Origin of the sequence: Pseudomonas sp. R37(2017) (assembly GCF_002113375.1) — a bacterium.
Taxonomy (GTDB): Bacteria; Pseudomonadota; Gammaproteobacteria; order Pseudomonadales; family Pseudomonadaceae; genus Aquipseudomonas.
Genome location: NZ_NEHO01000010.1, coordinates 56489 through 76333 on the forward strand (window position 1 = coordinate 56489; position 19845 = coordinate 76333).

Genomic DNA, 19845 nt, shown 5'->3' on the forward strand with positions numbered 1-19845 from the left:
GATTGGCTGCGTAGTTTTTTCTTGGCCTGCGAACACATTTTTACTGGTTTTCCACCGCTTGGGCCTGAGCGACTATCCAATGCACAAGAATGTCCAACGGAGCATCTGAACGTGTTCGAGCTTGAGTATTGGCAACGCAAGGCCGCTTCCCTGCGGTTTCCCGACCAGGCCGTGATCGACGGCCAGCGCCGCGCGGCGCAATCGGGACAGACTTTCGCCGCGATCAACCCCGCCACCGGGCAATGCCTGGCCAACGTTGCCGCCTGCGGCGAGGAAGACGTGGACGCGGCGGTGCGCAATGCGCGGCAGGTCTTCGAGGCGGGCACCTGGGCTGCGCGTTCGCCGACCGAACGCAAGCAAGTGCTGTTGCGCCTGGCCGACTTGATCCTCGAAAACCGTGAAGAACTGGCGCTGCTCGACTCGCTGAACATGGGCAAGCCCGTCGCGGACGCCTACAACATCGATGTGCCGGGCGCCGCCGGGGTCTTTCGCTGGTACGCCGAGAGCCTCGACAAGCTCTACGACCAGGTCGCACCGAGTGCGCAGAACGTGCTGGCGACCATTACTCGAGAAGCCCTCGGCGTGGTGGCTGCCGTGGTGCCGTGGAATTTTCCGCTGGACATGGCCGCGTGGAAACTCGCCCCAGCCCTGGCCGCGGGTAACTCGGTGATCCTCAAACCGGCCGAGCAGTCGCCGTTTTCCGCTTTGCGCCTGGCTGAGCTGGCACTTGAGGCCGGCGTGCCGGCAGGTGTGTTGAACGTGTTGCCGGGCCTCGGCGAACAAACCGGCAAGGCCCTCGGCCTGCACCCGGACGTCGATTGCCTGGTGTTCACCGGCTCCACCGAAGTCGGCAAATATTTCATGCAGTACTCGGCCCGGTCGAACCTCAAGCAGGTGTGGCTGGAATGCGGCGGCAAGAGCGCCAACCTGGTGTTCGCCGATTGCCAGGACCTGGATCTGGCGGCGCAGAAAGCCGCATTCGGAATCTTCTTCAATCAGGGCGAAGTGTGCTCGGCCAACTCGCGGTTGCTGGTGCAGCGCTCGATCCATGACGAGTTCGTCGAACGTCTCAAGGCTCAGGCCGAGCGCTGGTTGCCGGGCGATCCGCTGGACCCGTCGAGCGCCGCCGGGGCCATCGTCGACAACCGTCAGACCGCGCGCATCATGAAGTTCATCCAGCAAGCCGAGCAGCAAGGCGCGACAAAAGTCTGTGGTGGTCGACAGTCGATCTTCAATGGCTCGGACAACTTCATCCAGCCGACGATTTTCACCGGCGTGACCCCGGACATGCCGCTGTTTCGCGATGAGGTCTTCGGCCCGGTGCTGGCCGTCACGGCGTTCGACGACGAGGCCCATGCCTTGCAATTGGCCAACGACAGCGTCTACGGTCTGGCGGCCTCGTTGTGGACCGACGACCTCAATCGCGCCCACCGTGTGGCGCGACAATTGCGGGCCGGTACGGTGTCGGTCAACAGCGTCGATGCGCTGGACGTGACCGTGCCTTTCGGTGGCGGCAAGCAGTCGGGTTTCGGCCGCGACCTGTCCCTGCACTCATTCGATAAATACACCCAGTTGAAGACCACCTGGTTTCAATTGCGCTGATAACAAAACGGAGAAACGGCGATGACCACACCACGTGAAACCCGCGACTACCAGGCCGCCGACGCTGCGCACCACATCCATGCGTTCGTCGATCAGAAAGCCCTCAACGACGAGGGGCCACGGGTGATGGTCCGTGGCGAGCGCCTGCACCTGTGGGACAACGATGGCCGGCGTTACCTCGACGGCATGTCCGGGTTGTGGTGCACCAACCTCGGCTACGGTCGCAAGGACCTGGCGGCCGCCGCGAGCCAGCAATTGGAACAGTTGCCGTACTACAACATGTTTTTCCACACCACCCACCCGCAGGTGATCGAACTGTCCGAGCTGCTGTTCAGCCTGCTGCCGGGGCACTACAGCCACGCGATCTACACCAACTCCGGCTCCGAAGCCAACGAGGTGTTGATCCGCACGGTACGTCGTTACTGGCAGGTGCTCGGCAGGCCCGAGAAGAAAATCATGATCGGCCGCTGGAACGGTTACCACGGTTCGACCCTGGCCGCGACGGCGCTCGGCGGCATGAAATTCATGCACGAAATGGGCGGCATGATTCCCGACATCGAACACATCGACGAGCCGTACTTCTTCGCTCACGAAGGCAACCTGACGCCAGCCGAATTCGGCCTGCGTGCAGCGCAACAGCTGGAAGCGAAAATTCTCGAACTGGGTGCGGACAAGGTTGCAGGTTTCATCGCCGAACCGTTCCAGGGCGCCGGCGGCATGATCTTCCCACCAGAAAGCTACTGGCCGGAAATCCAGCGCATCTGCCGCAAGTACGATGTACTGCTGTGCGCCGATGAAGTGATCGGTGGCTTTGGTCGAACCGGCGAATGGTTCGCCCATGAGTACTTCGGTTTCGAACCGGACACCCTGTCCATCGCCAAGGGCCTGACCTCGGGCTACATCCCCATGGGCGGCTTGATCCTGTCGAAAAAAATGGCCTCGGTGCTGGTGGAGCAGGGCGGTGTGTTTGCCCACGGCCTGACCTACTCCGGACACCCGGTGGCGGCGGCGGTGGCGATTGCCAACCTCAAGGCGCTGCGCGACGAAGGCGTGGTGACGCGGGTCAAGGATGATATCGGCCCGTACCTGCAACAGTGCCTGCGCGAAGTGTTCGGCAAGCACCCGCTGGTGGGTGATATCCAGGGCACCGGCATGGTCGCGGCGCTGCAACTGGCCGAAGACAAAACCAGTCGCAAGCGCTTTGCCAACGAGAACGACATTGCCTGGCGCTGCCGCACGATTGGTTTCGAGGAGGGCGTGATCATTCGTTCTACCCTTGGCCGGATGATCATGGCACCGGCGTTGATCGCCAGTCGAGAGGAGATTGACGAACTGATCGCCAAGACCTTGAAGGCGGTGGATCGTACGGCGCAGGAATACGGTCGGATCTGATTTTGCCGGAAGGTCCTGCGGACCTTGTTCGCGAGCAGGCTCGCTCCCACATTGGATATGTGCCGATCTCGGTAACGAGGTCGGCATAAACCCCCTGTGGGAGCGAGCCTGCTCGCGAATGCCATTGACCATTCAACACATTTTTCATGCCTTGCACTGACCTTGTGCATCCTTGCCATTGCCGCCTTTTAGCAGTGCGCGCTAACCAGTTTTTTCATCGTTCGCATCCACATATTTCCTCATTTTCCTAATCCCGCCCTTGGGCCAACATCGATTTCGCCAGCCCGCCGAATGCTGCCCGCCGAAGGGTCCTCGAGAGACCACAGGCTGCAGCCGATTCAGGGCTCGCCGTACTGCCCATGACAAAACTAAATCAACAGCTTTGGGAGTGCTCCATGATCAAGTCCTTGCTTACACGCGTTGCCCATCCACTGGCGGTCACCGCCATCGCCGCGACGGTCGCCACCAGCGCCCAGGCCGGCACCTTGTCCATCGGTCATACCACCTGGGTCGGCTACGGCACTCTGTACCTGGCCCAGGACCTTGGCTACTTCAAGGAAAACGGTTTGGCCGTCGAATTACCGGTGGTCGAAGAAGCGGCGATGTACATGGCCGCACAAGCTTCCGGCGAGTTGTCCGGCTCGGCGTCGACCATCGACGAGGTGCTCAAGTACCGTCCGCAATTCTGCTTCAAGGCCGTGGCCGCGTTGGACGATAGCCATGGTGGCGACGGCGTGCTGGTCGGCAAGGACGTCAAGAGCCTGCAAGAGCTCAAGGGCCAGGCCGTGGCGGTGAACGAAGGCTCGACCTCGCAGTTCTGGCTGTCGTATCTGCTGAGAAAGAACGGCATGAAAATGAGCGACATCACCGTGCAGAACATGACCGCTGATGACGCTGCTACCGCGTTCATCGCCGGTCGCGTACCGGCCGCCGTGACCTGGGAGCCGCACCTGTCGATGGTTCGCGACAAGAAGCAGGGCAAGGTGCTGATCGACAGCAGCAGCACACCGGGGGTGATCGTCGACGTGGTCGCACTGAACTGCACCGTCATCGAAAAACAGCCGGAAGACGTCAAGGCCCTGGTGGCCGGTTTGTACAAAGCCGTGCAGTACACCAAGGACCATCCACAGGAAGCCTACAAGATCATGGCCAAGGGTGTAGGCGGCTATCTGGCCGATCCCAAGGAGCTCGAAGCGGCCGCCCAGGGCGTGCGCTTCTACGATCAGGCCATGAGCGAAAAACTGCTGGGCGCGCCGGGCAAGCCGGGTGATAGCGCGCCGCTGATCAAGCTGGCCAACGAGACCGCCAGTGAGCTGCAAGGCAAGCCCTACAACGTCAGCAACGACGACCTTATCGACAACCGTTTCGTCACCCCGCTCTAGGAGGCTGCATGTTCAAGCGCAATTCATGGCTGAGCCGCTGCATCACGCCCAAGACCGGTTTGCCGGTCTCGGTGATCTGGAGCGCGAGCGGGTTGGCCTGGCTGTTGTTGGTCGGCCTGTGGGCCGGCCTGTCCTATGGCGGCCTGGTACCGGGCATGTTCCTGCCCACGCCGGGCGCGGTGGTCGAGGCCGCCGTGCGCCTGGGTCGGGACGGCACCCTCGGCCAGCATGTGTGGGCCAGCGTCGAAGTGGTGATGGTCGGTTTCATCGTGTCGTCCCTGGTGGCCGTGCCGCTGGGACTGTTGATGGGCAGCTTCCGCATCGTCCAGGCGTTCCTGGAGCCAATGGTCAACTTCATCCGCTATTTGCCGGTGACCTCGTTCGTACCCTTGTTCATCCTGTGGATCGGCATCGGTCTGGAGCAGCGGGTATCGGTGATCATCTTCGGCGTGTTTTTCCAGCAACTGGTGATGATCGCGGACGTGTCCAAAGGCATCTCCAAGGACCTGATCAACGCTTCCTATACCCTTGGTTCGAACCGCCGTGACGCGGTGTTGCATGTGATCGCCCCGGCGTCGCTGCCAGGCGTACTCGACACCCTGCGCGTGACCATGGGCTGGGCCTGGACTTACCTGGTGGTGGCTGAACTGGTCGCCGCTTCCAGTGGCCTGGGTTACCTCAGCCTCAAGGCCATGCGCGGCTTTCAGGTGGATGTGATTTTCCTCGCCATCGCGATCATCGGCCTGCTGGGCCTGGTCACCGATCAACTGTTCCGATTCCTACGCCTGAGGATTACCGCATGGGCTCAGTAACCGCTGCCACTCATCGTTTTGTCGCCCCTCAGACTGCCCCGGTGAACGCGCCGCGGCTGCAAGTGGACAAGGTCAGCCTGCGTTACAAGAAGCCCGATGGCGGTACCTTTACCGCGTTACAGGAGGTGTCGTTCGAGGTGCCTGACCAGCAGTTCGCCGTGCTGGTGGGGCCTTCGGGTTGCGGCAAGTCGAGCCTGTTGTACCTCACCGCCGGCCTGGCCGAACCGACGTCAGGGGAGATTTACGTCGGCGGCAAACAGGTGGAAGGCCCCGGTGCGGATCGCGGCATGGTGTTCCAGAGCTACACGCTGTTCCCCTGGCTGACCGTGCGGCAGAACGTCGAGTTTGGCCTCAAGCGGCGGGGCATGCCGGCGGCGCAGCGCAAGGACATCGTCGATTACTACGTCAACGAAGTGGGCCTGAGCAGCTTTGCCGACAACTACGCCAAGCAGTTGTCGGGTGGCATGATGCAACGTGTGGCCATTGCCCGCGCGCTGGCCAATGATCCACAGATCCTGTTGATGGACGAACCCTTCGGCGCCCTCGACAGCCAGACGCGCCTGCAAATGCAGCAGTTGTTGCTGCGGGTCTGGGGCAACAGCAAGAAGACCGTATTGTTCGTGACCCACGACATCGACGAAGCGATTCTGCTCGGCGACCGGGTCTATGTCATGGGCGCCAGGCCTGGGCGGATCAAGCAGATCCTCGATGTGCCAATCGAGCGCCCGCGCAACCTGGACATGGTCATGGAGCGCTCATTCATCGAGATGAAACGCGAGATCTTCGGGCTGCTGCATGATGATCTGGAAGAGGTGCATTAAGCGGGGCCTCTACAGGTTTATGTATCAGGGCGCAGCCGGCAACAGAAACCGGGCAATCACCGGCAGGTGATCGGAGATGCGCAACGTATCATCCTGCCGCACCATCGCCTCGACCCGTTTGATCCGCGGGCTGTAGAACAGGTAGTCAACGGTCCGGTCCGGGCCGTTCAGCCCGGGATCGTTCGGGTAGTGGGTCAGCCAGCGTTCGCGGTCGATACCACCAGCTTCGTTGTTGGTCGGGATCATCGGGTATTTGTCCCACAGGATGTGCAACGGGCTGTCGGCGGAGTAGGGCGTGCGTTGCACGTCGGGCAAGCGTCGATACTGGCCTAGCGGCAACAGGTTGAAATCTCCGCCGATCAACCACGGCGTGCCACGGCTTTCGAATTTATCGAGGGCCATGGCCACCGCGTTCACTTGGCTTTGCATGTCATCGTCGGCCTGGATGGCGCGACTCAAGTGGGTATTGAGCACCGCTATCTGTCCGCCATCGCTCAATGGCAAATAGCTCACCAGCAAGGCGTCTCTGGGGTTGAATTGGCGACTGACCGGATTGCCCGAAGCGACGGGCAGTTGCCAGCGTTCGGCATGTTCGATCTGGTAACGGCTCAGGGTTGCCAGTTGCCGGCCGACGCTGCCGAAGATGTGCGGGTTCGGTACGAAGTCGGCCTTCCAGTCGAAGGCGCTGGTGCCACAGGGATACAAGTCGGCGAGCCGTTCCTGCAGCAGTTTGAACTGGTGCTGGTAATCGCTGGCCTTGGCGCCGTCGTCCAGCTCCTGCAACAGCACGATGTCCGGTTGCTCGTCGCGAATCACCCGCGCCACTTCGTCGAGGCTGAAGGCCATGTCATCGGCAGTGGGGCGTTCGTCGACACCGGCGGCCAGGTCATTCCAGAACACGTAACGCTTGCCGGCCAGGTACTGGACGTTCCAGGTCATCACCTTCAGCGCCTGTCCGGGGACCAGGGTGGGGGCCTGGTCACTGCAACTGACGGATAAGACTTCTTTGTCGTCGGGGCGCCAGGTCAGGCTGTAGATCATCACGGCGATCAGGCCGATCGCGATCAGCAGGCCCAGCAAGGTGTGGCGCAGTAGGCGGGTCATGGCTCGGCTTATCAGCGTTACAAAATTGTTCCCGAGCATACCCGAGAGCGATGGTTGCGCCCAAGGTCAGAGCAAGTTGTCATTTCTCTCGGGTAGCGGGTTGATCAGCATGAACAAGCGGAACAGCACCACGCTGGTAAACAGCTGCAGGAAACTGTGCGCGCTGTCGATCAGCAGCGAGATCACCGGGTTTTGCGGTTCCGGATACACCGCCAGGGTCGCGCCCTTGAGCAGCCACAGCGGCCCCATCACACACAGAATGCACAGCAGGATGCGCAGGAAGTGACCTTTGGTCATGCGCAGGCTTTCCTTCATGGCTGCCAGCGGCGCCAGGCCGCGCAACACCAGCAGGTATTCGCCAAACGCCAGGGTCACCATCAGGTATATGCCTGGCAGGAAGTACAGCGACAGGCCCAGCAGAATCAGCACGGTATTGAGCGCGGTCAGCAGGGCGAAACGCGGCCACAGGCTCGCCGCCATCGCCAGCAGGTCGCGGTTGCGTGGCGACTCGCCCCGGCTGCGGGCGTCAAGAAACAGAATCAGCGCGGCGGTGTACAGCGGGTACACCAGCAGGCCGACAATCACGCTGATGCCGGGGAAACTGTCCGGCTCCGTGGAGTGGTCGACCACTTGTTGCAACAATGCCTCAAGCATTACCAGCGGCAGGCACAGCTGCACGATCTGGCCCAGATTGCGCTTGAAGAAATACAGCGAGTCACGCAGGACGTCTAACGGATTCATCAGTGGGTATCGCAGGTTGGAAGCAGTGGCTCACTTTAACCGATCAAGCGCCGGGGAACACAAACGTAAACGTTCGGTAAAGGCTATTGAAACATTATGTTTCAGCATCCATTAAGGTCGAGTCCCTTATCCTCAGTGGAAATGGGCAACGATTTCCCCCGGCAATCTATGAGGTCGCCATGAACAGCGAAGAACAAACCCTGATCGATGGACTGTTTTCCCGGCTGCAACAGGCCGAAACGGACTCAGCCCCGCGCGACGCCTTGGCCGAGGCGCGGATCAAGGAACACCTGGCGCGCCAGCCGGCGGCAGGTTATTTCATGACCCAGGCCATTCTGGTGCAGGAGGCGGCGATCAAGAGCCTCGATGAACAGAACCAGCAACTGTCCCGGCAAGTCCAGCAGTTGCAGGCCGAACTGCAACAGGCCAAGGCTCAGGCAAACCCGGCTCCTGCACCGACCAGCGGTGGCTTTTTGTCGAGTATCTTTGGCGGCGCTTCCCGAGATCCACAACCGCCATCCACCCAGAGCGCACCGCCTTCGAGCGGCGGCTGGCGTGAGCCGGGGCGCTCGTCGTTCGGTGCGCAAGCGCCACAGCAGAACTTCGGTACCCCGCAGCAGAGCTTTCCACAGCAGGGCTATGCACCGCAGCAGGCTCCGGCAGCGGCCGGCAGCAGTTTCCTCGGTGGCGCGCTGAAAACCGCCGCCGGCGTGGCAGGTGGCGTGATGCTGGCTCAAGGCATCAGCAGCCTGTTCCATCACAATCAGCAACCGGAAGTTGTCGAAGTCATCAAGGAAGAGCCGGCCCAGGTCAACGATCAAGGCAGCAATGGCTGGGGCGATGACCAGCGTTTTGCCGGTAACGACTCCTACAGCAACGATCAGGGCGGGTTCAGCGACGCTGACTACAGCGATGACTCGTTCTTCGGCGGCGACGACGATTCCTTCGTCTGACAGGCCATTCGTCCGGAGCGCAGCCGCGCTCCGGGCCGATTATTCGCGGAACGATCCTCCGGGCTGGCATACTGGGCGCCTTTTCGGGCCTGGGGCCTGATTCAGCCTTGAGGAAAACCGGTGAAAAAAATCGCAGTGTTCGCCGACGTCCAAAACCTCTATTACACCGTGCGTCAGGCTTATGGTTGCCACTTCAACTACGCCGCGCTATGGGCTGACATCAGTAAACAGGGCGAGATCGTCGAAGCCTATGCCTATGCCATCGATCGTGGCGACAGCAAACAGCAACAGTTCCAGCAGATCCTGCGCAACCTCGGTTTTACCGTGAAGCTCAAGCCATACATCCAGCGCAGCGATGGTTCGGCCAAGGGTGACTGGGACGTGGGCATCACCCTCGACATCATGGACGCCGCCGACCATGTCGATGAAATCGTCCTGGCCTCCGGTGATGGCGATTTCGACATGCTGCTCGAGCGCGTCATCAGCAAGCACGGCGTGCAGGCTGTGGCCTACGGCGTGCCGGGGCTCACGGCCAACTCGCTGATCCGCGCCGCCAGCCGCTACGTGCCGATCGAAGGCGCGTTGCTGCTCAAGTATTGATTTTTACGGAGTTCAACCAGGTTTGGAACGCATCGCAGTCATCGACTTTGAAACCACCGGGATCTCCCCGAGCAGCAGTTGCCGGGCCACGGAAATCGCCGTGGTGATTCTTGAACAGGGGCGCATCGTCGAGCGTTACCAGAGCCTGATGAACGCCGGTGTGCGCGTCCCTGCCTTCATCGAACAACTCACCGGCATCAGCAACGCCATGCTGCGCACCGCCCCGTCGGCGGAGCAGGTGATGAACGAGGTCAATGAATTCGTCGGTACCACGCCACTGCTGGCGCACAACGCCGCATTCGACCAGAAGTTCTGGGACTTCGAGCTGGGGCGAATCAAACGCACCCGTTTGCAGAACTTTGCCTGCTCGTTGCTCCTGGCCCGACGCCTGATGCCCGCCGCGCCGAACCACAAGCTCGGCACCCTCACCACGTTCGCCAACTTGCCCAACACCGGCAAGGCCCACCGGGCCATGGCCGATGCCGAGATGGCGGCCAACCTGACGGCGCACCTGATTGAAGAGTTGCGACAAAAGCACGGTTTGCGCGAGCTGTCCCACGACCTGCTGTGCAAATTGCAGAAAGTGCCGGCGGCGAAGGTGGGCGAGCATCTCAAACGCTATCGCTGACCCCGAAAACACCACAATTCCCCTGTAGGAGCGAGCAAGCTCGCGATGGTCGCCAACGATAACGCGGGAAACCTGACCCCCCGTGTTGTTCTCGGGTTCATCGTCGGAGCGCCGCCCGGAGCATGCCGCAAGCGGGCACCCGCTCCTACAGAAAGCTATTTGCCATTCCCTTCAATGTGCCCCAACGGCACCCGCTTCTCTATTGCACTCGACAACACAATCGACGTCTTGCTGAACCCGAACGTGGCAATCCGGTTGATCAGCTCTTCCAGCTCCGGCATCGAACCCACGGCGGCTTGCATGATCACGCAGGGATCGCCGGTCACCCGATGGCATTCGGTCAATTGCGGGATTTTGATCAGGTCGTCGTAGGCTTTCTGGTTGCCGTGCTGGTTCAGGCGCAGTTCGATCACGCACTGGATGGGCAAGCCGAGCTTGGCCATGTCGACCTTTGCCTGATAGCCGGTGATCACCCCGCTGGCTTCGAGCTTGGCCACGCGTTCGGCCACCGCCGGGGCGGACAGGTTGACCTTGCGCGCCAGGTCCGCGTAGGACGCGCGACCGTTTTCCAGCAGGGCGCTGAGCAGCATGCGGTCGTATTTGTCCATGGGGCGACTCCTGAAAATGACTGACTTTCGAAAACACGGTTTATCGCAAGAATCTCCGTGTTTTGAAAAGTGTACCGGTGCGATAAACAGGTTTTGTAACTTATTTTCTGTCGTTGGCCTTTCTAGAATAGCCGTTCACTTGTCTTGCCTGCGAGCTGCTCCCCATGTCTGGCCTCCGTCGTTTTCCCTTACCGTTGATCGCAGCCTTTTTCGCGTTGTACGTGATTTGGGGCTCGACCTACCTGGTGATCCGCATCGGCGTGGAGTCTTGGCCGCCGCTGCTGCTCGCCGGCATCCGCTTCGTCATTGCCGGGACCATGATGTACGCCTTCCTGCGCTGGCGCGGGGCGCCAGCGCCGACCTGGGCGCAATGGAAAGCCGCCGGGGTCATCGGCGTGTTGCTGCTCGCCTGTGGTAATGGCGCGGTCAGCGTCGCCGAACACACGGGGGTGGCTTCCGGTGTCGCCGCCTTGGCGGTGGCGACTGTGCCGCTGTTTACCTTGCTCTGTGGATATTTCTGGGGGGCGCGTAATACCCGTCTCGAATGGGCCGGGATTGTTCTCGGGCTGATCGGCATTGCCATGCTCAACCTTGGCTCCAACCTGCAATCGAGCCCATTGGGCGCGGCACTGCTGGTGTTCGCGGCGGCGACCTGGGCTTTCGGCTCGGTGTGGAGTAAACACCTGCCGTTGCCTCAGGGGGCAATGGCCAGTGCCGTGGAAATGCTGGTGGGTGGTGTGGTGCTGCTGATTGCCAGTGTGGTGAGCGGTGAACATCTGGAAAAGATACCGCCGATCGAGGGCTGGGCGGCTTTGGCATATCTGACCGTGTTCGGCTCGATCATCGCCTTCAACGCCTACATGTACTTGTTGAAGCATGTGCGCCCGGCCGCGGCCACCAGTTATGCCTACGTCAACCCGGCGGTGGCGGTGTTGCTGGGGATCGTTTTCGTGGGTGAAACCATTGGTCTCGAAGAAGCGCTGGCGATGGCTGTGATCATCAGTGCCGTGGTGCTGATTGGCCTGCCGCAATGGCGTCGCACGCCAGAGCGGCCGGTGGTGGCGAAGGGAGTAGCGACAGAATCCCGTGTGAATTAGGGTAAACTGCGCGCCATTGCACTCTTGTTTCGCACAACCGCGCTGAATTTTCCTACGGTACTCCCATGACTTTCGCCACCCTTGGCCTGATCGAACCCTTGCTGCGCTCCCTTGAGAAGCTCGGCTACCAGACTCCGACGCCGGTTCAGGCGCAAGCCATTCCGGCGGTGCTGGCCGGTCGCGACCTGATGGCCGCCGCCCAGACCGGCACCGGCAAGACCGCCGGTTTCGCTTTGCCGCTGTTGCAACTGCTGGCCATGGAAGGGCCGAAAGTCGCCGCCAACTCGGTGCGTGCGCTGATCCTGGTGCCGACCCGCGAGCTGGCCGAGCAGGTTCACGAAGCCGTGCGCCAGTACGCCGAAAACCTGCCATTGCGCACTTACGCGGTGTACGGCGGCGTCAGCATCAACCCGCAAATGATGAAGCTGCGCAGTGGCGTCGACTTGCTGGTAGCGACGCCGGGCCGCTTGCTCGACCTGTTCCGCCAGAACGCACTGAAGTTCAACCAGTTGCAAACCCTGGTGCTGGACGAAGCCGACCGCATGCTCGACCTGGGCTTTTCCGAAGAACTGGCGAACATTTACCGCGCGCTGCCGAAAAAACGTCAGACGCTGCTGTTCTCCGCGACCTTCTCCGATGACATCCGCCTGCTGGCCGGACAGATGCTCAACGACCCGCTGAGCATCGAAGTCAGCCCGCGCAACGTCGCTGCCAACACCGTCAAGCAGTGGATCGTGACGGTGGACAAGAAGCGCAAGCCGGAACTGTTCGTGCACCTGATGCGCAAGGGCAAGTGGAAGCAGGTGCTGGTATTCGCCAAGACCCGCAACGGTGTGGACGCATTGGTGGAAAAACTCCAGGGCCTGGGCGTCAATGCCGACGGTATCCATGGCGACAAACCCCAGGCGACTCGTCAGCGTGCACTGGACCGCTTCAAGGCGAGTGAAGTGCAGATTCTGGTCGCCACAGACGTGGCGGCCCGTGGCCTGGACATCGAAGACCTGCCGTTGGTGGTCAACTTCGACTTGCCGATCGTCGCCGAGGACTACATCCATCGTATCGGTCGTACCGGTCGCGCAGGTTCGACGGGCGAGGCGATTTCCCTGGTTTGCGCCGATGAAGTGAATCTGCTGTCGGCGATCGAAATGCTGACTCGTCAGACCCTGAAGCGGCAGAACGAGCCGGACTTCGAACCGGAGCACCGGGTGCCGGAGACCGATGCCAGTGGTCAGGTGATCAAGAAGCCGAAAAAACCGAAGAAGCCCAAGGCTTCCGGTGGTGGCGGCGGTAAACGCAATCTGGGTAAGTGGGTGGACAGCGGAGAGGTTGCACCGGCGGAGCCTTCGATCAAGCCGGTGCGCAAGGTGCCGGTGTTCAATACTGGGCCGCGTAAGCGCAAGCCTTAGTACTTGCGGCGTCTGTCAGGCCGCCTTCGCGAGCAGGCTCGCTCCCACACTGGGGTTGTGTCGTGCACAAATCCCCTGTGGGAGCGAGCCTGCTCGCGAAGAGAGCGCCGCGGTCTTCAACCCTTGCGCCGCAACCACTCCACCATCCCCAACCCCGCCGCCCGCCCACTGGCAAAACACGCGGTCAGCAGATAGCCACCGGTCGGCGCCTCCCAATCGAGCATTTCTCCGGCGCAAAACACGCCGGGCATTTGCTTGAGCATCAAGCGCTCATCCATTGCTTCGAACAGCACACCGCCAGCGCTGCTGATGGCCTCATCCAGTGGACGGGTTTTCACCAGTGTCAGTGGCAATGCCTTGATCGCGTGGGCCAGCAAGGCCATGTCGGTAAAGCAGTCGGCGCTGGTCAGTTCCCGCAATAGCGCCGCTTTTACTCCATCGATACCCAACTGGCTGTGCAGGTGCTTGGCCATGGAGCGTGATCCCCGGGGCTTGCTCAACGCCGCCTGAACTTTATCCACAGGCCGGCCGGGCAGCAGGTCCAGATGAATCGTTGCCGAACCGTGCTGGTTGATGGCTTCACGGATGGGCGCTGACAGGGCATAGATCAGACTGCCTTCGATCCCGGTGGCGGTGATCACACATTCGCCGAGTCGCGGAATGTCGTCGTTAAGGCCGATGGCGATGTTTTTCAGCGGCGTGCCAGAGAACTTGCTGACCATCAACTCGCTCCAGGCCTGCACCTCGAAGCCGCAATTACTCGGCTGCAACGGCGCCAGTCCTACGCCGTGTTGTTCCATGGGCTGCATCCACGCGCCGTCCGAGCCCAGGCGCGACCAACTGCCGCCGCCAAGGGCGAGCAGGGTGGCGTCGGCTTGAACGATCTTTTCCCCTTCCGGGCTGTCGATGCGCAAACCGCCGCGCTCGTCCCAGCCGAGCCAGCGATGGCGGGTGTGGATAACTACGCCGCTGTCACGCAGGCGCTTGAGCCAGGCGCGTAGCAGCGGCGCGGCTTTCATGTCGGTGGGGAACACCCGGCCGGAACTGCCGACGAAGGTGTCGATGCCCAGTTCGTGAATCCATTGGCACAGCGCTTCGGCGCCGAAGCCGCGCAGCAGCGGGGCGATCTGCGGGGCGCGCTCGGCGTAGCGCGAGAGAAACGCCGGGTAGGCTTCGGAGTGGGTGATGTTCATTCCGCCTACGCCGGCCAGGAGGAATTTTCGTCCGACCGACGGCATGCCGTCGTACAGGTCGACCTTGAACCCAGCCTGGCTCAACACTTCGGCCGCCATCAGACCGGCAGGGCCGCCGCCGATGATGGCGACGTGAGGGGAGAGGGCTGGCGAAGAATGAGTCATGGAATGCGCTGCGGTCTGGCGGGATAGGCCGGGCATTCTACCAGCCCCGCCCCCTGTAGGAGCGGGTGCCCGCTTGCGGCATGCTCGCGATAGCGGTCTGTCTGGTCCACACATGCTGAATGTACGGCCGTCATCGCGAGCCTGCTCGCTCCTACAGGGTCAGGAAGTGTTTTTTTGGCTGGTTAAAAAATAACCACAACTCTGTAGCCTATACGCGGCATGGTCTGTAGTCCCTTTCACTCAGGTTATCCACAGGCAACTCCACAGGCATTGTGGGTAAAGCATCCACAGCTCAGTGACAACCTGATGACTGCCAGACGCGCTGCGCACTGTGATGGAGGATGCCGTGACGGCGGGCCAGGGCCTGGCGGTCCTTGCTGTAGCCGCCGCCGATTACCCCGACCAGTGGAATGTCGCGGCCCAGGCAATGGCGCATCACGCTTTCATCGCGGGCGGCGACGCCTTCGTCTGTCAGCTTCAGATAACCCAGGGCGTCATCCTTATGCACATCGACCCCGGCGTCATACAGCACCAGGTCCGGTTGGTAGAGCGGTAGCAGGTAGTTGAGGGCATCGTCCACCACCTTCAGGTATTCGGCATCGCCCATGCCGTTTGGCAGCGGGATGTCCCAGTCGCTTTCGGCCTTGCGTGCGGGAAAATTCTTTTCACAGTGCAGGGAAACGGTCACTGCTTCCGGGGTGTTGTGCAGAATTCGAGCAGTCCCGTCGCCCTGATGCACGTCGCAATCGAAGATCAGCACCCGGTTCACCCGGCCGCTTTCCAGCAGGTAATGGCTGATCACCGCCAGGTCATTGAAGATGCAGAATCCGGCCGGATAGTCGTAGTGCGCATGGTGGGTACCGCCAGCCAGGTGACAGGCCAGGCCATGCTCCAGCGCCTGCTCGGCCGCGAGCAACGAGCCACCGACCGCCCGTACCGTACGTCGGGCCAGGGCTTCGCTCCAGGGCAGGCCGAGGCGGCGCTGGTCTTCGCGGGACAATTCGCCACTCATGTAGCGTTCGATATACGAAGGGTCATGGGCGAGGGCGAGAATGTCCGCGGGGCACAACTGCGGACGCAGCAAATCGGCGTCGCGGGTCAGGCCGCTGTCCACCAGGTGGTCACGCAACAGGCGGAACTTGTCCATCGGGAAGCGGTGATCCGCCGGAAAATCGGGACTGTAGTCTTCGTGATAGATCAGGGGCAGGGGCATGACTGATTTAACTGGAAAGCAAACGGGAATGAGAGACGGATCCTACCAGCGTTGTAGACTGACGACATCGGAATGAAGGGGCGGAGCACGATGGAGCCAATACTGGAGCTGGAAAGTGCACGACTGCTGTTGCGGCAATGGCGCGATGAAGACTTGCCGGGCTTTGCCGCGATGTGTGCCGATCCGCAGGTGATGCGCTACTTCCCGGCACCGTTGAGCCGGCTGGAAAGCGCATCATTGATCGGCCGAATCCGTGGTCATTTCGCCGAGCATGGTTATGGTCTCTGGGCCTTGCAGCGAAAAGACTCTGGCCAGTTCATCGGCTTCACCGGGCTTGGCGTGGTCGGATTCGATGCGCCTTTCACCCCCGCCACGGAAATCGGCTGGCGCCTGGCCCGCGAGCACTGGGGCCTCGGCTATGCCAGTGAAGCGGCGTGGACCGCTCTGCGCTGCGGGTTCGACCGCTTGCCGCTGAAAGAGGTCGTGGCTTTCACGGCGCAAACCAACCTGCCGTCAGAGAAAGTCATGCAGGCCATCGGCATGCACCATGATCCGGCGGATGACTTCGATCACCCGCGACTCGAAGCCGAACATCCGTTGCGTCGGCATGTCCTGTATCGCATCAGCCGCGAACAATGGCTGAAAACCGTGCATGGATAAGCTGGCACGGACGTTTACAATGGCCCCATGATGGCCCTGGCGTGAATCTGAATCGACCGTCGCAGCCAAGGCTGCACGGCAATGTGTTGTGTGAGGAGAGTCTGAATGAGCCAAGTGTTGGATGATCTGGTCGACCTGCTGACCCTGGAACCGATCGAAGAAAACCTGTTCCGTGGCCGCAGCCAGGACCTGGGCTTTCGTCAGCTGTTCGGTGGTCAGGTGCTCGGCCAGTCGCTGTCGGCGGCCAGTCAGACGGTTGAAGAGGCGCGTCATGTGCATTCCATGCACGGCTATTTCCTGCGTCCGGGCGATGCCGGGTTGCCGGTGGTGTATCAGGTTGACCGGGTACGTGACGGTGGCAGTTTCAGCACGCGCCGGGTCACCGCGATCCAGAAGGGTCACCCGATCTTCACGTGCAGTGCCTCGTTCCAGTACGACGAGGAGGGCTTTGAGCATCAGAGCGAAATGCCAGTAGTGGTCGGCCCGGAAAATCTGCCCTCGGAGCTGGAAATTACCCAGCAGCGCGCGCACCTGATTCCCGAGAAAATGCGCGAAAAGCTGCTGTGCCCGAAGCCGATCGAATTCCGTCCGATCACCGAGAAAGATCCCTACAATCCGCTGCCGTCCGACCCGGTCAAGTACGTCTGGTTCCGCGCCGACGGTGCCCTGGCTGACTCGCCGGCACTGCACAAGTATCTGTTGGCCTATGCCTCGGACTTCGGCCTGCTGGTCACCTCGATGCAGCCCCACGGCAAATCGGTCTGGCACAAGGACATGCAGGTCGCGAGCCTCGATCACGCCCTGTGGTTCCACCAGAATCTGCGTGCCGATGACTGGCTGCTCTACGCGATGGACAGTCCGTGGGCCGGCAACTCGCGCGGGTTCTCCCGGGGCAGCGTATTCAACCGGGCCGGGCAACTGGTGGCTTCGGTCACCCAGGAAGGCTTGATCCGTCACCGCAAGGATTGGGCGTGAGCCTGGCCGAGGTGCGTCACTGGGTGTTCGACATGGACGGCACCCTGACGGTGGCCGTGCATGACTTCGCGGCGATTCGCGTGGCGTTGGCGATCCCTGCCGAACACGACATCCTGACTCATCTTGCCGCACTGCCGGCCGATGAAGCCGCTGCCAAACATGCGTGGTTGCTGGAGCATGAGCGGGATCTGGCGCTCGGTTCGAAACCGGCGCCAGGCGCGGTGGAACTGGTACGCGAGCTGGCCGGGCGCGGTTATCGCCTGGGCATTCTGACGCGCAATGCCCGGGAGCTGGCGCATGTCACGCTGGAGGCCATTGGCCTGGCCGACTGCTTTGCATTGGAGGATGTATTGGGCCGCGATGACGCACCGCCCAAACCGCATCCGGGTGGATTGCTGAAACTGGCCGAGGCGTGGAAGGTGCCGGCGAGCGAGATGGTGATGGTTGGCGACTACCGTTTCGATCTCGATTGCGGGCGGGCAGCGGGGGCACGCACGGTGCTGGTGAATCTGCCGGATAATCCCTGGCCGGAATTGACCGATTGGCATGCGGTGGATTGTGTCCAGCTGCGGCAGATGCTTTTGGCTTGAAGAATTGGCTGTCTGATCTGACGAAGGCGTCAGATCAAGCACTGCAAATCTTACTGACCAAACAACGCCTTCTGCCCCTCCGGCGATGTAAACATCCCGTCGCCGTTATGCCCGACCCCGGGTACTTCAACCAGTTGCTGATTCAAGCCTTGGGGTTGCAGTCGTTTCAGATAAGCAAAGTAAAAACGCCCACGGGCCAATCGATACGGTCCCTGCGCCCTGGCCTCACAGCTCATGTCCAGCGCCGGATGGTTCGGGTCGATGTCCTGCTGTCCCAGTAGATAAACGATTTCACGCTTGAGGTAACTTTCCTGCAACTGCGCGGCGGTTTGCCCTTCGGCGTAGGCCGGTAAATCCGCCAGTCCGTACTTCCAGCGATTGAAATCCGGGCATCCGGCGTGGCTGAACGCCACGGGCCGGCGCTCATCGAAATAGGCATAGGAGGACGAGTTGGCGATCACGTAGCGCACCTGTATGCCAGCCGCATCGAGGCCTGACTGTGCGTGACCGAGCAGGGCATAGCGCTGAACCATCTGTGCGCCGCCGGAGTGCCCGGCGATGACGATCTGCCTCACCTGCGGAAACTGCTGGCGGTCACCCAGGCGGGCGATGATTTCGTCTAGCGCGGCGTAGGAACTCAGCCGAAACGGTGCTGTGGATTCGCCGCCGGTCATCCATTCATTGCCTTGCCAGCGTAAAACCGTGTCGGCCACCGGATGCTCCGCAACATCGGTTTCATTGAGAAACTGCGGGGCAATCACCAGTGTCGTCGCGCTCTGTCCGGCCAGTTCGGCGGCGTGTTCGCCGCTTTGCAGATAAGTTTGCGCATTGCGCAGGCGCCCATGGATGAGGATCAGTACCCGTTCGATTTTTTCCGGGGCGGGGCTGATGCCCACCGCTATTTCACCTGATTTCAACAGCAAGCGCCCGGAACTGAGCTCCTTGACCCCGTGTTCGGCGGCCTGGGACGTTGCGCAAGTAAACAGAACAACCAACAACCACTTCTTCATTTACAGATTTTTCGTCGCAAAGGTATCGCACTGGCTTACCTGGCCCTGGGCGAAACCGGTTTTGAACCAGCGCACCCGTTGCGCCGACGTACCGTGGGTGAAGGAGTCCGGGACCACGCGGCCCTGACCCTGTTGCTGCAAACGATCGTCGCCGATGGCGTTCGCGGCATTCAGTGCTTCTTCGATGTCGCCCGGTTCCAGCCAGTTCAGGCGCTTCTGCGCATTGTTGGCCCAGACGCCGGCCAGGCAATCGGCTTGCAGTTCCTGACGCACCAGCAAGCCGCCGTCGCCTTCCATCTGCCGGCCTTGTTGGCGCGCGGCCTGAATTTTCGCGGAAACCCCGAGCAGGGTCTGCACATGGTGTCCGACTTCGTGAGCGATCACGTAGGCCTGGGCGAAGTCGCCTGCGGCGGAAAAACGCTGGGCCATTTCCTGGAAGAACGCCATGTCCAGGTAGACCTTCTGGTCTGCCGGGCAATAGAACGGGCCGGTCGCCGAGGTGGCCAGGCCGCAGGCCGAATTCACACGGTTGCTGAACAGCACCAGGGTCGGGTCTTTGTATTGGCGGCCGGCCTGCTGGAAAATCGCGCCCCAGGTGTCTTCTGTGTCGCCGAGTATCGAGCGCACGAACTCTGCGCTCTCATCATTGGCCGGTGGTGCCCTGCGACTCTGGTTGGTCGCGGGCGCCGATTGCTGGCCCATTTGTCCGGCCAACTGCCCGAGGATTTGCAGTGGATCCTGCCCGGTGATCCAGCCGATGCCGACGATCAAAAGGATCGCCGTCAGGCTCAGGCCCTTGCCACCACCGAAGCGCATGCCACCACCGCCGACATCGTCACCACGGGCATCGACCACGTTGTCGCTGCGTCGGCCTTTCTTCCATAGCATGTGGG

The 19845-nt window shown here is 61.4% G+C and carries 20 protein-coding genes; 13 read left to right on the forward strand and 7 right to left on the reverse strand.

What is annotated here, in order from left to right:
* Nucleotides 1-111: 111 nt before the first annotated feature.
* From CAG47_RS17265 to CAG47_RS17285, 5 genes are all read left to right on the forward strand, one after another.
* Nucleotides 112-1602 carry an aldehyde dehydrogenase gene (locus CAG47_RS17265; RefSeq protein ID WP_085726061.1) on the forward strand — a complete coding sequence of 497 codons (1491 nt, stop codon included), beginning with the start codon at nucleotides 112-114 and terminating at the stop codon, nucleotides 1600-1602.
* A 21-nt stretch (nucleotides 1603-1623) separates the two neighbouring features.
* Entirely contained in the window at nucleotides 1624-2994 is a 1371-nt protein-coding gene (locus CAG47_RS17270) for an aspartate aminotransferase family protein (RefSeq protein WP_085726062.1), read from the forward strand.
* A 395-nt stretch (nucleotides 2995-3389) separates the two neighbouring features.
* Nucleotides 3390-4376, forward strand: a complete 987-nt coding sequence (locus CAG47_RS17275; RefSeq protein ID WP_085726063.1) for an ABC transporter substrate-binding protein — start codon at nucleotides 3390-3392, stop codon at nucleotides 4374-4376.
* 8 nt (nucleotides 4377-4384) lie between these two features.
* Nucleotides 4385-5188 carry an ABC transporter permease gene (locus CAG47_RS17280; RefSeq protein ID WP_085726064.1) on the forward strand — a complete coding sequence of 268 codons (804 nt, stop codon included), beginning with the start codon at nucleotides 4385-4387 and terminating at the stop codon, nucleotides 5186-5188.
* On the forward strand, nucleotides 5176-6009 hold the full coding sequence (locus tag CAG47_RS17285) for an ABC transporter ATP-binding protein (RefSeq protein WP_085726065.1): 834 nt from the start codon (nucleotides 5176-5178) through the stop codon (nucleotides 6007-6009). The genes CAG47_RS17280 and CAG47_RS17285 overlap by 13 nt, the downstream gene beginning before the upstream one ends.
* A gap of 24 nt (nucleotides 6010-6033) precedes the next feature.
* On the opposite strand, the gene CAG47_RS17290 is transcribed toward CAG47_RS17285, so the two are convergent.
* Nucleotides 6034-7113: an endonuclease/exonuclease/phosphatase family protein gene (locus tag CAG47_RS17290; RefSeq protein WP_085726066.1), complete on the reverse strand. Its 1080-nt coding sequence runs from the start codon at nucleotides 7111-7113 to the stop codon at nucleotides 6034-6036.
* Nucleotides 7114-7179: 66 nt separating this feature from the next.
* A complete protein-coding gene (locus tag CAG47_RS17295) occupies nucleotides 7180-7854 on the reverse strand; it encodes a YciC family protein (RefSeq protein ID WP_085726067.1) in 675 nt (224 codons plus the stop codon).
* Nucleotides 7855-8033: 179 nt separating this feature from the next.
* Between CAG47_RS17295 and CAG47_RS17300 the strand changes: the two genes are divergently transcribed.
* The 3 genes from CAG47_RS17300 to CAG47_RS17310 all read left to right on the forward strand — a co-directional run bounded on the left by CAG47_RS17300 (nucleotide 8034) and on the right by CAG47_RS17310 (nucleotide 10035).
* A complete protein-coding gene (locus CAG47_RS17300; RefSeq protein ID WP_085726068.1) occupies nucleotides 8034-8807 on the forward strand; it encodes a DUF2076 domain-containing protein in 774 nt (257 codons plus the stop codon).
* A 120-nt stretch (nucleotides 8808-8927) separates the two neighbouring features.
* Nucleotides 8928-9407, forward strand: a complete 480-nt coding sequence (locus CAG47_RS17305; protein WP_085726069.1) for an NYN domain-containing protein — start codon at nucleotides 8928-8930, stop codon at nucleotides 9405-9407.
* A gap of 22 nt (nucleotides 9408-9429) precedes the next feature.
* Nucleotides 9430-10035, forward strand: coding sequence for a PolC-type DNA polymerase III (locus CAG47_RS17310; protein ID WP_085726070.1), 606 nt, complete (start codon nucleotides 9430-9432; stop codon nucleotides 10033-10035).
* Between the two features lie 155 nt (nucleotides 10036-10190).
* Here the strand turns inward: CAG47_RS17310 and CAG47_RS17315 are convergent, their stop codons facing one another.
* Nucleotides 10191-10643, reverse strand: coding sequence for an Lrp/AsnC family transcriptional regulator (locus tag CAG47_RS17315; RefSeq protein ID WP_007990688.1), 453 nt, complete (start codon nucleotides 10641-10643; stop codon nucleotides 10191-10193).
* Nucleotides 10644-10807: 164 nt separating this feature from the next.
* On the opposite strand from CAG47_RS17315, the gene yedA reads away from it, so the two are divergent.
* Together yedA and CAG47_RS17325 are read left to right on the forward strand one after the other, a co-directional pair.
* The gene (gene yedA / locus CAG47_RS17320) at nucleotides 10808-11740 is read left to right on the forward strand and encodes a drug/metabolite exporter YedA (protein WP_085726071.1); all 933 of its coding nucleotides are present in this window, start codon (nucleotides 10808-10810) and stop codon (nucleotides 11738-11740) included.
* 65 nt (nucleotides 11741-11805) lie between these two features.
* Nucleotides 11806-13146 carry a DEAD/DEAH box helicase gene (locus CAG47_RS17325; RefSeq protein WP_085726072.1) on the forward strand — a complete coding sequence of 447 codons (1341 nt, stop codon included), beginning with the start codon at nucleotides 11806-11808 and terminating at the stop codon, nucleotides 13144-13146.
* Nucleotides 13147-13262: 116 nt separating this feature from the next.
* On the opposite strand, the gene CAG47_RS17335 is transcribed toward CAG47_RS17325, so the two are convergent.
* Nucleotides 13263-14504, reverse strand: coding sequence for a TIGR03862 family flavoprotein (locus CAG47_RS17335; RefSeq protein WP_177409021.1), 1242 nt, complete (start codon nucleotides 14502-14504; stop codon nucleotides 13263-13265).
* Nucleotides 14505-14796: 292 nt separating this feature from the next.
* Nucleotides 14797-15717: a histone deacetylase gene (locus CAG47_RS17340; protein ID WP_085726075.1), complete on the reverse strand. Its 921-nt coding sequence runs from the start codon at nucleotides 15715-15717 to the stop codon at nucleotides 14797-14799.
* Between the two features lie 90 nt (nucleotides 15718-15807).
* On the opposite strand from CAG47_RS17340, the gene CAG47_RS17345 reads away from it, so the two are divergent.
* The 3 genes from CAG47_RS17345 to CAG47_RS17355 all read left to right on the forward strand — a co-directional run bounded on the left by CAG47_RS17345 (nucleotide 15808) and on the right by CAG47_RS17355 (nucleotide 17942).
* Entirely contained in the window at nucleotides 15808-16377 is a 570-nt protein-coding gene (locus CAG47_RS17345; RefSeq protein ID WP_085726076.1) for a GNAT family N-acetyltransferase, read from the forward strand.
* Nucleotides 16378-16482: 105 nt separating this feature from the next.
* Nucleotides 16483-17352, forward strand: a complete 870-nt coding sequence (gene tesB, locus CAG47_RS17350; protein ID WP_085726077.1) for an acyl-CoA thioesterase II — start codon at nucleotides 16483-16485, stop codon at nucleotides 17350-17352.
* Nucleotides 17349-17942: an HAD family hydrolase gene (locus CAG47_RS17355; protein WP_085726078.1), complete on the forward strand. Its 594-nt coding sequence runs from the start codon at nucleotides 17349-17351 to the stop codon at nucleotides 17940-17942. The genes tesB and CAG47_RS17355 overlap by 4 nt, the downstream gene beginning before the upstream one ends.
* A 50-nt stretch (nucleotides 17943-17992) precedes the next feature.
* Here CAG47_RS17355 and CAG47_RS17360 read toward each other — a convergent pair whose 3' ends face one another.
* Nucleotides 17993-18952: an alpha/beta hydrolase gene (locus tag CAG47_RS17360; protein WP_085726079.1), complete on the reverse strand. Its 960-nt coding sequence runs from the start codon at nucleotides 18950-18952 to the stop codon at nucleotides 17993-17995.
* Nucleotides 18953-19840, reverse strand: a complete 888-nt coding sequence (locus tag CAG47_RS17365; RefSeq protein WP_085726080.1) for a neutral zinc metallopeptidase — start codon at nucleotides 19838-19840, stop codon at nucleotides 18953-18955.
* Between the last annotated feature and the right edge of the window lie 5 nt (nucleotides 19841-19845).

Coding starts and splice junctions, on each gene's coding strand:
- CAG47_RS17280 (WP_085726064.1), top strand. CDS start 4,385: ATGTTCAAGCGCAATTCATGGCTGAGCCGCTGCATCACGCCCAAGACC.
- yedA (WP_085726071.1), top strand. CDS start 10,808: ATGTCTGGCCTCCGTCGTTTTCCCTTACCGTTGATCGCAGCCTTTTTC.
- CAG47_RS17315 (WP_007990688.1), bottom strand. CDS start 10,643: ATGGACAAATACGACCGCATGCTGCTCAGCGCCCTGCTGGAAAACGGT.
- CAG47_RS17325 (WP_085726072.1), top strand. CDS start 11,806: ATGACTTTCGCCACCCTTGGCCTGATCGAACCCTTGCTGCGCTCCCTT.
- CAG47_RS17340 (WP_085726075.1), bottom strand. CDS start 15,717: ATGCCCCTGCCCCTGATCTATCACGAAGACTACAGTCCCGATTTTCCG.
- CAG47_RS17285 (WP_085726065.1), top strand. CDS start 5,176: ATGGGCTCAGTAACCGCTGCCACTCATCGTTTTGTCGCCCCTCAGACT.
- CAG47_RS17270 (WP_085726062.1), top strand. CDS start 1,624: ATGACCACACCACGTGAAACCCGCGACTACCAGGCCGCCGACGCTGCG.
- CAG47_RS17295 (WP_085726067.1), bottom strand. CDS start 7,854: ATGAATCCGTTAGACGTCCTGCGTGACTCGCTGTATTTCTTCAAGCGC.
- CAG47_RS17360 (WP_085726079.1), bottom strand. CDS start 18,952: ATGAAGAAGTGGTTGTTGGTTGTTCTGTTTACTTGCGCAACGTCCCAG.
- CAG47_RS17275 (WP_085726063.1), top strand. CDS start 3,390: ATGATCAAGTCCTTGCTTACACGCGTTGCCCATCCACTGGCGGTCACC.
- CAG47_RS17365 (WP_085726080.1), bottom strand. CDS start 19,840: ATGCTATGGAAGAAAGGCCGACGCAGCGACAACGTGGTCGATGCCCGT.
- CAG47_RS17335 (WP_177409021.1), bottom strand. CDS start 14,504: ATGACTCATTCTTCGCCAGCCCTCTCCCCTCACGTCGCCATCATCGGC.
- CAG47_RS17300 (WP_085726068.1), top strand. CDS start 8,034: ATGAACAGCGAAGAACAAACCCTGATCGATGGACTGTTTTCCCGGCTG.
- tesB (WP_085726077.1), top strand. CDS start 16,483: ATGAGCCAAGTGTTGGATGATCTGGTCGACCTGCTGACCCTGGAACCG.
- CAG47_RS17290 (WP_085726066.1), bottom strand. CDS start 7,113: ATGACCCGCCTACTGCGCCACACCTTGCTGGGCCTGCTGATCGCGATC.
- CAG47_RS17345 (WP_085726076.1), top strand. CDS start 15,808: ATGGAGCCAATACTGGAGCTGGAAAGTGCACGACTGCTGTTGCGGCAA.